The organism is Sulfuriflexus mobilis, assembly GCF_003967195.1.
Lineage (GTDB): Bacteria > Pseudomonadota > Gammaproteobacteria > AKS1 > AKS1 > Sulfuriflexus > Sulfuriflexus mobilis.
Genome location: NZ_AP018725.1, coordinates 2,805,884 through 2,817,478, shown reverse-complemented (window position 1 = coordinate 2,817,478; position 11,595 = coordinate 2,805,884). Strand labels below are relative to the sequence as shown.

Genomic DNA, 11,595 nt, shown 5'->3' with positions numbered 1-11,595 from the left:
CAAGGGGTCAGAACACTTGAAATGGCAATATATTGACGAATCAAATGCTCTGACCCCACTTATTTCCTTATTTCTAAATAAACATTTGCTAACCCCTTTTACTGATCAGGAGTTTGCCTGGTGTCTTGTAGGGAAATAACAAGGCAGTAGTTGATAAATCACATAAATGGCATCAGACTCGATTATCGACAACCTTATTGTAAAGAACAGATAGTTGCTTATGGCTAAATGGTTCATGATACTGGGTGTAGCGTTGCTGGTAGTGGGTGCATTGTTACAATACGCCCCCTGGGCAGTGAACTGGTTTGGGAAGTTGCCCGGCGATATCCGTATACAAACGGGACAGGGAAAGATATTCATTCCCATTACTTCGATGGTGATCATCAGCATTGTGTTGACTGTCCTGGTTAATCTCTTCAGAAGGTAAATAATAAATATATTCATTCGCATTACGGACAAGGAGGTCTATCATTGCCGGGGTACCCAGAACAAGTGGGGTCAGAGCGCAGTTTTTAATATTAGAGAGTATTGTTCTCAGACCCCAATTATCAAGGGAGGTCTTATGAAAAGGGCAGTCATTTTACTGTTGTTGTTCGTCTTAAGTGGTTGTTCCACATCAGGCGTCAACTTTAATGCGATCACCCGGCTAGGACATCATGCCTCGACCGAAGAGGTCAGTGCCGTTACCAATGGAAATCATATGTTCAGGGCTGACTATATCGCCCTGGGCCATGCCTACAGGTATGAAACCTATTACGGTGCTGATACGGGCAGACATCATGGTCTCCTGTATCGCGACACCCAGCTTGTCACCATAGTTGGACGGACTCGTGGCTTGGCTTTCCGTCCAGAGATCACGAACTGCACGACGTTTCCGCCATTACAGGTGAACAAGTCCAGTGAATGCCTGGATGATTTTACGAGGAGGGTGCTGGATGATAACCCGGCTCACGCTTATTTGACCCCTTATCCGGATAAGCCTGATGCATCAGCTGGAAGTTCTGATGAGGGTGCGTCTCTCGGACAGGCTGCCAAGACTGGTTATGCAATCGCAAGTACAGCAGTATTTACTGCTCCGCTTATTGTTCCCGTGGCAGCCATCGGGCTCCCCGTCCTGGGGCACGGTGCCATTTCAGCAGGCAATACACGGCAGGCGTTTTCACTCAAGCTTGGCGATCACTACGACGATATTAAGGACTACGTCGAATCCTTACCTGAGCAAAACAGGGACATTCGTGACGGGTATGGCAGTGTTGTAATTACAGCTGGTTTGATAAAAAGGCCTGTTGTTGTATTTGGAATGGAAGCTCATCGTGTTACCTGGATCAACATGAACCCGTATGGGTCATGTAGAGGTTCTCAGTGTGAAGTAATAGGGCTTTGGAATTCAACATGGCAGTAAGGTGTTACAAGAAAAAAAACGGGTCAGAGTGAAGCCCCCTAGGTTTCATAGAGTCTTAGATAAGGGGATACTAGGTCAAAAGGGGGCAGTGACAAATGATTCTCATTTACATTATTATGAGCCCTGAAGATTAACCAAAGGGGGCAGATTTATTTAATAAAAGGGGATGAAGGGATTAAAAAATTAACAGTTGTATCAGTTGGTCAAAATATAATCCCTCCGTCCCCTTATTGTTAGAGTAGTCATAGGTAGTAGGGGCTACTTCAAAAAAAATAAGTGGGGTCAGAGCACAATTAACGCTAATATTCACAATCTCTTATATTAGAAAAAACTGTGCTCTGACCCCAATAAATGTTTGGCTCATGGAATGAGCCTAGAAATGGGTGGGATGTAAAAATAGACGGGATCAGGTCTTGTCTTTTGCAGGCACATTGCAAGACTTGAACCTTACGCATAATAAATGGGGTCAGAGCACAGTTAGAACCCTTTCAGGGTTACACCATAGAACCTATTCAGGTTCATTATGGATACCTCACCCATTTCCAATGGGTCGAGGCAATTATGAGTACCCTACACTTCCAGTGTCAGGGCAACTTCCTGAACCAAAGGTTATGGATGCACTTTTCTCTAATATTAGAAATAAATGGTATCTAACCCCAATTAATTTTACGTATACTATTTATCTGAAGCTGATAGCGTTATTTAAGACAAAGGAGGCCAACATGTTAAAGCAATTAATCAGTCTATACGGGCTACTATTTATTGCATCACTGGCTGTGCCCGCCCTCGCAGACGAGTGCCCCCCGGGTAGCGGCAAATACTGCCCAGCGGGCACCTATTGTTGTGGCAGTAAGTGCTGTAAAGAAGATTACTCGCCAAAGCCACCACCGCCACCACCAGAACCTCCACCTCCTCCAACAAAATAACAATTAAGTGGGGTCAGAGCACAGTTTCCACTAATATAAGAAACGATTGGGCTCTGACCCCAATTTCCTAAAAAAAATAAACGAGGGCCTTAATCCATGTATATACGACTACTTGTTCCTGTCCTGTTTCTGCTTGGCAGCTTGCTCAGTGGCTGTGCCAGCCCAACGAAAATGGCCTTTGACCCGGAGCTGACAACACCACTTGAACCGGATAAGCCTGTATACCTCATGACCTTTACTATCAAGAATAAGTACCGGCCGGACTATCAGCCTAACTTGTTGGTGGTCAATGTAGAAAAGGCCATTGTCAATGGAAGTGAGGACCGTATTAATTTCACCATGGACGACAAGGCCAAGGCGGAAACGGACAATGTGGCTACGGGAAATACCTATTACCTGCGTATGCCACTGGCCAGGGGGGATTATATTATTCGCGGATTTACCAGCCTGTACAGATCCTTCCCCATTATTGCTTCGTTCTTTGCACCGCTACATGCCGATGTCAAAGCCAATGGATCGGGGATGTACTATCTTGGCCATGTAGATGCCACTGTTAATGAACGCCAGGGTGATGAATTCCGGGCGGGCTCACCCATTCCACTAATTGACCAGTCGGTTGCCGGCGCCTCCGGTGGTTCATTTGATATTGTTGTATCGGATCAGTGGCAACGTGACTGGCCGATCTTTCAGCAGCGTTTCCCCCAGCTCACCAGTGCCCAGGTTGAAAAGGCCATTTTGCCGGCTTTTGATCGCGCCAAGGCGCAAAAATGGTGGGAAGACAATTGAGGTAAAAGGTAAAAAGAATTAAAGGGGTCAGAGTAAAAACTCTAGAGTAATGGGAGTCCGGGTAAAAACTATTCCGATTTTTTACTCGGACCCCAATTACACCCATTACACTTACATAGGCATTCTCACGGAGGAGTTCAATGTTTAATTATCAATCTATATCTATAGCGCGGCTATTGATAACAATAACCGCAGTCAGCCTTTTGATTTCATGGTCGTCAACACAGGGTCAGGAAACTCAGGATTCAACTGCTGCCCATATCATGGGAAAAAAACTTGAGGTTTATAATTATCCGCTTACGCAGCCCGTCCTGAAAAAGATAGCGGTACACACTTATCCGGTTGCAATCGGCAATGACGGTAAACACAGGGCATGGAAGGCCCTTGGAGGCGATTCGGGCGGAGAGCCTCTGGCTGACACGACTACTAAGTGCGACAAGGACTGCGTTGATATTAGCAATGTCAATTATGTGATGTCCGAGTCACCCTGTATCTGGCCTTATGATCCATACTACGCGGTGGTCGGTGTTTGTTGGAACGCCACCAACCGAGGGCTGTATCATACGGGCAAGACCGTGCACAAGGTTAAATTCTACGCGGTCATTGAGTCCTACTTCGGAACTTACGGTCTGGATACGAACTCTACCTGTTTTCGTAAAAAATGCCGGGAAGGGCGTAGGTTATACGCCTGGTCTAAGTGTATGAAATCAAGTCAGGATAATTATCCCTGGCAGGGCAGATCCTTGAACTGGTTGATGGACAAGGCTGGCGAAGTAGACCCGCGTGTACACCTATTCGAGCGTTATTTTGGCAAGCAAGCTGAGCAAACCCTAAGTGCATCAGCTGCCAATATCCGGCAGGCACAATACCTAACGGATTTATTCGATCTCAATATCGAGGAAAAACTGGGAAAGGACTTTAGTCAGGGCAAAAGAGATCAGTTACAGTCGATTCGTATGCAAATGGAAGAAACCCTGAAGAGCTTGCAGGCGCCTGAAGATAATCATGACCTGTACCTTGAGCAAATGAACAAGGGTATCAATGCAGCGCTAAATCAATATGCAGAGATATTGAGCGACGAAGAATACTTTCGATTTCTTAATGCGACTAAGGACGAGGTCTTTGATATTAGAATCCGGCAGGCAGCGCGATAAAATAAGTAGGGTCAGAGCCTTCAGGGTTAGGGGCTCAACGAGGTAAGGTCTTGCAATCAAGCATAATCATAAAATTAAACTGGATCAGTACCCTTAATTTCTGCAAAAGGAATCCAGGGATAATGAGAGCAGAACCGTATAAGATTTTTGTTTTAACTGTTATATTATGGTTCTTTGTCGACTACTATGCGATAGCAAAAAATATGACAGAATTTACATGGGGAGCCACGGAATGTGCGCCCAAAGGCTACCCGATGGAAATTATCAGTGGTACTTTTCTTTTTAAAGGGGAAGACCACGGCCTGTATATTCCTGCTGGTGGCACACTAACGGGCGGTTGGGGGAATTCCTTGTCTAATCATGGAAGTATTCTTCATAGTTTACCGGATCGCCTGAAAATCACGTTTTTCTCTTACGCGGAAAAAAAATTCTATCATGGTGAATTTGCTCTGCCTTACGATCGGTTGGTTGCTTTATTCCAGGAAGGCGTGCAAACCGGCGAAGTATTTCCAGTATATACGAAAATGATGGCAGGCATTGCGCCAGGTGGTGTAGTGTCTGTGTGGGTAACAGGAAAATCAAAAGTGGAAGTTTTCTTTGGGCAAGCCGAAGAAACGCATCTCGATCCGAGTATTGCATTTGATTTGCCATTTGATTCGGCAGAAGAGGCAGATGATTATATGGCAAAAGGATTACTTGAGTCAGTTTCTCCTGATGAGCTGAGGTCAATAAAAGAGAATGGCATTCCTTTTGATTTGTGGTCACGTTATCGAAATCGATACCACTGGTTTCCAAGGGCCAAGGAAGGCTACGTACACAGTTTTAGTGTCCACTATGTGAATGGCGAGAGTGAGAAAGGGCATTTTCCGTTTGTGGATTCGGAAAACAAACTGCGTTTACTACCGGTTCCGCGTCAGTTACTGTTCGAGACAAAAGACCACATCTACGATGTTCATTTTGACCATCTTGAAATTGTAGCTGCATTTGAGCAGTTGAACGCACATGAAAATTTAACAGAAGAACAAAGGAGAATTGCACTTGAACTGGATTTGCAATACCCCCGCTCAAACAGTCGAGCGAAGGTGTACAATGCAAAAGAGTCGATCGAGCTTGAAAAAGTTGTCTTTGATGATTGGTAGTTGGTGTGATGCTTACGGGACTATCTAATAGCTTTTTAAAGCCCCATCGAATGAAACCGAAGCGCTTAAAAAGCGCGGCTGGGATACTAATTATCTTGCCATTTTTTTAAAATCGGCTGAAGCGAAAATTCAGCAAATACGGTCGAAATGACCGATTTCGCCAATAGCGATGTCAAAAAAACGACGGGGTCAGGTCTTGCAATCAAGCATAATCATAAGATTAAATTGGATCAGTGCCCTTAATTTCTGCAAAAGAGTAGGATGCTCATAGCAACCGCCGGTAGCCTCCAAATAAATCTGTTCCTTTTGACTAAATATTAGAGAGTATTGTTCTCTGACACCTATTATCTTGTATTCGGTTGGCTTCTGGTTTGTTGCTAGTATGATGGATATCTTTAATAAGTGTGCCTGTAAGAAACCAGCTTGACTGGCGTTATTACAACAAAAAATACTGGAGTTTTTATGATAGAAGAACGTGCCCAACAGATTGCAGAGCAGTGGTTAACGCATGCGGCAGAAAGTGCCGGGCAAAAAGACCTTAAGGGCCATATGGGGATGATATCAAAACGTGTCAGCGTACAGGGTGTTCCCGGGTTTGATAACATTGATTACGATATCTGGCATCAGCAGTGCAGACATCAGTTTGAAAATGCCATGATAAAAAGCATTGCTTACAAGGGTTTTAACCTGATCAGTGCAACGGAGACTCAGATTAACTTCACTGTTTTTGAAATGGTGGTGGGGGCGGATGGCACCCTGAATGAACAGATCGTAGAGATGTCGCTGGAGAAAGAGGACGATGACCAGTGGCGACTGGTGCAGGAGCGGGTGCTTATTGAGAATGATGCGATGAGAAATCATGAATTATCAAACGCGAAATAAGTGGGGATCAGAGCACAGACTTCTCTAAAATTAGAAGGGTTAGAGTGAGGTAACCCCATTTATCCATTTACATTTATCATTGTATTGACCTATATCAATGCAAGAAATAAGGAGAATCTCATGAGATTACTACCATTGTTCATATTGGGCCTTGTGGTCCTGGTTGCTGGCTGTGGTCAAGATGCTGAGGAGAAGGCGATGGAAGAGATGATCGAGAAATCCACAGGGGGAGATACCGATGTGGATATTACAAAGAACCAAGTAACTATCAAGGGAGAGCTGGAAGGGAGTCAATATACGTTAATGGGTGGTGAGGATGTCAAGCTACCTAAAGAATTTCCCGACGATATACCGATCTATCCCGCTGCCAAAGTCATTTCTTCAATGCAGATGCCAGAGGGTTTTAGCGTGGTCATGACGAGCGGTGATGATATAGATAAAGTCATAGCAACCCTTGAACAGGAAATGACTGCCAACGGCTGGACCGTCACACAAACGATGAGCATGGGGACACATTCAACATTACTGTATGTAAAGAAAGAACGTAGTGCCAATGTTGCAATCGGCACCATGGGCAGTGAAACCCAGATTAGTATTTCCGTAGTGAATTAAAAAATTAAATAAGAGAAAAGGGGTCAGTACCCCTTTAATATTATGTATAACAAGAATATTTGTTAATCCACAGGAAGCAGATACACACGTGACAAATGCATCTCATTCTCATTCGTAATCAACGACGCCTACTAGAACCCCTTTAATTATGGTTCTCAGTGCGGTGACTTGTTTGGGGGCGTAGGATGATTTATGCTTTTTCAGGAATCACCAAACTAACGCAGGAGGCGAATAACATGAACGGAATCACACGTCGTCGGTTTCTTGGTTATATAGCGGGGCTTGCCTCCGCTTCCTCGGTACCCCTCACACTCTTATCCGATCCGCGTCAGGCCATTGCCGGTGTCGCGTATAATCCTGGTTCGTCGTCGGTCCTTAAAGACATTGAGGACATGATCAATCAATGGTCCATGGAAGGCGCTCAGCGGTTCGCGGGCGACAAGCTTGAACCGAGTAATGAGCTGCAATGGCAGCGGCTGATCGATTTTTATTTTCCTCCACGTGACAAGACAGGGCCTGTCCCTTATTGCACCTCCGTGAACGCGGCCAACCTCTGTCCGTCGCTAAGGTACGTCGATGAGATGGTGCAATGGGTAGATAACGTACTGGCACGTGATATCTCTTTTCCGCTGCGCGGCGAGTTGGCCACGGCAAGTCAGGCTTATGCTACGGACGCAATCAAGACCTGGATCGGCCAGGGGGCATCGACCTGCGCCCCGCCGTGCCTGATGGCACTGACGCGCAACACCACCGAGGGCAACAATATCCTGAACAATGGCCTGGTCGATTCGGGTTATTTCAATCCGTCGCAGGACAATGTCGTCGTCTGGGATCAGAATCACCCGACCAATTTCCAAGCCTGGAAGTACCGTAAGGCGACAAAGAAATGGGATGATGGCTCGGTCAGAATCATAGGTACCGATCTGTTTGCCCAACAGCCGAGCAGTAATATGCGCATCCCTTCCGACCCGCAAAGTATTGACCCGATCATCAAGGCACTTGATACGGCGATGGACAAGCACACCCGCGTGGTCAGTCTGTCCTGGCAGTCAAACGAATGTGGCATGTTGCTGCCCATGGGTGATGTGGTCGAATTCATCCGTAAGAAATACGGCAATAATGTCCACATTCATGCAGACTCCGCGCAGACCTTCGGTGTACTTGACCTCAAGCTCGGTGGCCTGGACGTGGACAGCATCGCCGGAAGCTTCCATAAGTGGCCCTGCGGCCCGAAGATGGTCGGCCTGCTTTACATGCGTGCTGATAATAGCCCGGCCGAACGCTTTTTACCGAACAACTGGGGTTATGATGAATACATTAAAACACCCGAGGACTATGGCTATGACGCGGCCAAGGGTGAGATCGATGCGGATGCCAAGCGCTTTTCCTACCTTGGTCAGCAAAATGACGCGACCCTGGTCTCAACATGGATTACCGCGCTTTTTCACACGGGGCGCTTTCACCCGAACGTCAATCCAAAGGTGATCGAGAACCGCATCGCACATCTTGGCAACCTGACCAAAGACGCCCTTTACGCAGGTTTGCCACAGGTCATCAAGGACTTCAAAGAAAGGCCCTACTATTATATTGCCACACCTACCACCCATGCCTCGCTGCGCAGCTCCGTCTTTTTGTTCAAGACGCCACCAGGCATCGACCCGGGAAGTGTTATGCAGCATGTCTATACTGAACACGGTTACGCCATTGCCGCACTCGCAGGTCTGCTACGCATTGCACCGACCATCAACAATACCAAGACAGACATTGACAATGTTGTAAAGGCTGTGATCGATGTTATCAAGAAGATGCAGAAAGGTAAGCTACCGAAAAATATACATCAGCGGAGTTATGCGTAATTAAAGTGGTCGGAGTGATTTATAATAAAGAACAGACCACGATTTACACGTGACGGCAATAAATCAAGGGGTCAGAGCACATGAAATGACGAATCAAGTGAAGTAGTTCAGACTTAATCTGACCCCACTTAATTCCACTGATCCCAGATACTATCTCTGTTGCTGCAATTTTTGCTGCTGCAATTTTTGTTGCTGCAATTTCTGCTGCTGTAATTTCTGTTGCTGCAATTTCTGCTGCTGTGTGCCCACAGCCTCTCTGCTTGTCGGGTCTGGCCGGGTATAGGGGACCGGGCGTGCCTGAATGGGTTCCTCTTCCTCTTCCGGCGGCTCTTCTTGTGCCAATATCGGACTGGTTCCCATACTTAGAACAAGCAACGGGATAATAATAAGAAGCTCTTTGTATTTCATGGTGTCGCTCTCCCAATCATAAGTTATAAAATGTTATGCTAACAAATCGGTCCGGGGAAGCCATGATCCTGATCATAATATATTAAATTAAAAGAATAAGTGGGGTCAGGGCTCTCACTTAGAACCCTTTCAGGTTTCATCTGAGTTGGCCTTAGCATTGGTAGCCGCTACAGGCTATCCGGTTAAAGATGTGAAATAAAGGAAATAGCAACAGGTAACCTGCAACGGGTTTGAGCCCGATAGAAATGGATCTGCTATCAAATGACCTTGACAGTACTTCCGCTAAAACCGAAAAATTGACAGAATTTCGTTTAATATAAAATCACAAAAATAATATATTTACGCTCGACCCGTTAACGGATTGGCAAAGCATAATATGTTCTTATTGAGCAATTGTCGTCTCACAAGGAAACACTTTATGTTTAAGCTACCTTTAATTATCCGTAACGCCAGAATTTTGTCGATGATTGCTGCTATTGGAATGCCAGGATGGGCTTTCGCTGAAGGAGTCCAGTGGGCTCCGAAGCAAGATAAGGGAGGCTTCACCGTCATGGCTCCGAGCATCAACATGGATGTACTGGTTGATGAGATTGCCAAACTAAAGATCGCGCTTAAACACGATGAAAAACTGCTCTCCCGTCAGGAAGAGCAAAAACGTACCAAGGGAAGTGATGCCGTGTTGGCCTTCCTGTTGCCTGGCGGCCTGTTATACGCCGCCTATAAGAAGAATGCCCATGCCGAGGCGGTACAGGCGCATGAATTGGTTTCCTCCAGGCTCAAGGAAATCAGCATGGACCTCGTCGCGTTTACCGCAATCAATGGCCCGGTCGTGGTCGCCAGACGCTAAACCAGGTTTGAACAATAATAACAAGGATGGAGGGGTTAAAAATTAACCTCTCCATCTGTCAGTTTCAGTAAATAAGTGGGGTCGATAAAAAATAATAGGGGACAGGCTGGGGTTACCTAAGTATCCTTTTATTGAACTGGCAGTAATATAGAACCTTAAAAAGGAGATGGTTATGAAAAGAATTACCGTGTTAACAATTTCGATAATTTTTATTGTTATAGGCGTGCCTGCCTTCGCAGAAAAAGTGAAAGATGTCATTGTTGTTAATGATCCGGTAAACCCTGTGCCCATTGTGGGGGAAACTACCGTAACTAACACAGTGGATATAGAAGTTGTTAATGCCGATCCCTTGCCGGTAATAATAGAAGGGGGTTTTCAGAGAATACCTTTTCAAAGACAGCAACAAAGCTCGCAAGTACCCGATACCATCAGTGTGACGCATCATTATCCAGTTCCCGATGGTTACACCTTGGTAATTGAAAGCTTTTCTGTGCTGACAACCGTACCATCAAGCCAGGTCTTGTTTCGAAGCAGTGTTACCACCACGGCATCAGCAAATTCTGCAGAACATCATTTTGATTTACCGGAATTGGCCGTGATTGGTACTTCAAGATATTACAGAGGGTTACATTCTGTGAGGCTATATGCTGATTCCGGAACCAACGTATCTATTACTATAGCAAAACAGGATGTCTTTACGGGCACATTGACAGTTTTTTCGTCGATTTCCGGATACCTTATTCCTGAAGGTGCAACCAGATTAGGACCATAATCCAATAAATAGCATATAAATAGGGCCATAATAAAAATGATCAGAGCCCTTTAACCATTCATATTTTGATGTGTATCAATGTATAGAGTGACGATATGTGGTTTGCTTATTATGGTTAGCGCACCATCCAGGATGGCTGGTGCCATTAACTAAATAGCTATTTATTTGCATGGAGGGAATCTAAAGATGAAGAAGATACTATTTATTGCTTTTCTTACGACCACTATAAATATGCCGCTTCAGGCTGACCCACCCGTACAACAGGCCCCTTCAACAAGTGCTCTATTTGGTACACAAATCATTCAGTGCCCGGAGAAGCTTGATGGCTGGCATCACGAACCAGTCAACTTACATGACTGTGGCATTATCGGTATGAATGTTAAACCTATGTGCCAGAAATGGAATAATGGTCAGATAAGCGCGCCAGCTGATTGGCAATATCATGATGCAAAACGTTATAGTGGCTTGGATTATATTGTCTCAAGTCATTATATGGGGGAGGTCAATAACAAGGACTACCTCTATTGTGGATACTCCATGAACCGCAGCGAACCTTATTGGACCAGCTATATCATTAAACAGCGGGAGCCAAGTGGCAAGACATGTACTAAGATTGCAAATTTCAGCTTCAAATGTAAACGGCCTGCACTTGAGCATATAAGACCACTAGGTCGGTAACAAATAGTTATCATTCTCATTTTTAACAATAAAAGGGTACTGAGGTAACCCCACTCTGACCCTAATTACTCATTAGTATGTGGACTGATATTAATTTAAGGGGTCAGTGCCCTTTAAGACAATAGTAATAATA

12 protein-coding genes are annotated in these 11,595 nt (G+C 45.2%); 11 read left to right on the top strand and 1 reads right to left on the bottom strand.

Annotated features, from left to right (window positions below; translation table 11 throughout):
• Nucleotides 1-220: 220 nt before the first annotated feature.
• The 8 genes from EL386_RS14135 (at nt 221) to EL386_RS14100 (ending at nt 8,757) form a co-directional block, all read left to right on the top strand.
• Nucleotides 221-427: a DUF2905 domain-containing protein gene (locus tag EL386_RS14135; RefSeq protein WP_126456870.1), complete on the top strand. Its 207-nt coding sequence runs from the start codon at nt 221-223 to the stop codon at nt 425-427.
• Between the two features lie 135 nt (nt 428-562).
• Nucleotides 563-1,402: a hypothetical protein gene (locus EL386_RS14130; RefSeq protein WP_126456869.1), complete on the top strand. Its 840-nt coding sequence runs from the start codon at nt 563-565 to the stop codon at nt 1,400-1,402.
• A 1,022-nt stretch (nt 1,403-2,424) separates the two neighbouring features.
• Nucleotides 2,425-3,114, top strand: coding sequence for a hypothetical protein (locus EL386_RS14125; protein ID WP_126456868.1), 690 nt, complete (start codon nt 2,425-2,427; stop codon nt 3,112-3,114).
• 140 nt (nt 3,115-3,254) lie between these two features.
• Nucleotides 3,255-4,268 carry a hypothetical protein gene (locus EL386_RS14120; protein ID WP_126456867.1) on the top strand — a complete coding sequence of 338 codons (1,014 nt, stop codon included), beginning with the start codon at nt 3,255-3,257 and terminating at the stop codon, nt 4,266-4,268.
• A 122-nt stretch (nt 4,269-4,390) separates the two neighbouring features.
• Nucleotides 4,391-5,407, top strand: coding sequence for a DUF2931 family protein (locus EL386_RS14115; RefSeq protein WP_126456866.1), 1,017 nt, complete (start codon nt 4,391-4,393; stop codon nt 5,405-5,407).
• Between the two features lie 423 nt (nt 5,408-5,830).
• Entirely contained in the window at nt 5,831-6,289 is a 459-nt protein-coding gene (locus EL386_RS14110; protein WP_126456865.1) for a hypothetical protein, read from the top strand.
• A 120-nt stretch (nt 6,290-6,409) separates the two neighbouring features.
• Nucleotides 6,410-6,901 (top strand): hypothetical protein, encoded by a 492-nt coding sequence (locus tag EL386_RS14105; protein WP_126456864.1) that lies wholly within the window; start codon nt 6,410-6,412, stop codon nt 6,899-6,901.
• A gap of 236 nt (nt 6,902-7,137) precedes the next feature.
• Nucleotides 7,138-8,757, top strand: a complete 1,620-nt coding sequence (locus tag EL386_RS14100; RefSeq protein WP_126456863.1) for an aminotransferase class V-fold PLP-dependent enzyme — start codon at nt 7,138-7,140, stop codon at nt 8,755-8,757.
• 150 nt (nt 8,758-8,907) lie between these two features.
• Here the strand turns inward: EL386_RS14100 and EL386_RS14095 are convergent, their stop codons facing one another.
• Complete coding sequence (locus EL386_RS14095) at nt 8,908-9,165, bottom strand: hypothetical protein (protein WP_126456862.1); 258 nt, start codon at nt 9,163-9,165, stop codon at nt 8,908-8,910.
• Between the two features lie 550 nt (nt 9,166-9,715).
• On the opposite strand from EL386_RS14095, the gene EL386_RS14090 reads away from it, so the two are divergent.
• From EL386_RS14090 to EL386_RS14080, 3 genes are all read left to right on the top strand, one after another.
• The gene (locus EL386_RS14090; RefSeq protein WP_126456861.1) at nt 9,716-10,012 is read left to right on the top strand and encodes a hypothetical protein; all 297 of its coding nucleotides are present in this window, start codon (nt 9,716-9,718) and stop codon (nt 10,010-10,012) included.
• Nucleotides 10,013-10,184: 172 nt separating this feature from the next.
• Nucleotides 10,185-10,784, top strand: a complete 600-nt coding sequence (locus EL386_RS14085) for a hypothetical protein (protein ID WP_126456860.1) — start codon at nt 10,185-10,187, stop codon at nt 10,782-10,784.
• A 186-nt stretch (nt 10,785-10,970) separates the two neighbouring features.
• The gene (locus tag EL386_RS14080; RefSeq protein ID WP_126456859.1) at nt 10,971-11,462 is read left to right on the top strand and encodes a hypothetical protein; all 492 of its coding nucleotides are present in this window, start codon (nt 10,971-10,973) and stop codon (nt 11,460-11,462) included.
• Nucleotides 11,463-11,595: the final 133 nt, after the last annotated feature.

Coding starts and splice junctions, on each gene's coding strand:
- EL386_RS14135 (WP_126456870.1), top strand. CDS start 221: ATGGCTAAATGGTTCATGATACTGGGTGTAGCGTTGCTGGTAGTGGGT.
- EL386_RS14130 (WP_126456869.1), top strand. CDS start 563: ATGAAAAGGGCAGTCATTTTACTGTTGTTGTTCGTCTTAAGTGGTTGT.
- EL386_RS14125 (WP_126456868.1), top strand. CDS start 2,425: ATGTATATACGACTACTTGTTCCTGTCCTGTTTCTGCTTGGCAGCTTG.
- EL386_RS14120 (WP_126456867.1), top strand. CDS start 3,255: ATGTTTAATTATCAATCTATATCTATAGCGCGGCTATTGATAACAATA.
- EL386_RS14115 (WP_126456866.1), top strand. CDS start 4,391: ATGAGAGCAGAACCGTATAAGATTTTTGTTTTAACTGTTATATTATGG.
- EL386_RS14105 (WP_126456864.1), top strand. CDS start 6,410: ATGAGATTACTACCATTGTTCATATTGGGCCTTGTGGTCCTGGTTGCT.
- EL386_RS14100 (WP_126456863.1), top strand. CDS start 7,138: ATGAACGGAATCACACGTCGTCGGTTTCTTGGTTATATAGCGGGGCTT.
- EL386_RS14095 (WP_126456862.1), bottom strand. CDS start 9,165: ATGAAATACAAAGAGCTTCTTATTATTATCCCGTTGCTTGTTCTAAGT.
- EL386_RS14090 (WP_126456861.1), top strand. CDS start 9,716: ATGGCTCCGAGCATCAACATGGATGTACTGGTTGATGAGATTGCCAAA.
- EL386_RS14085 (WP_126456860.1), top strand. CDS start 10,185: ATGAAAAGAATTACCGTGTTAACAATTTCGATAATTTTTATTGTTATA.
- EL386_RS14080 (WP_126456859.1), top strand. CDS start 10,971: ATGAAGAAGATACTATTTATTGCTTTTCTTACGACCACTATAAATATG.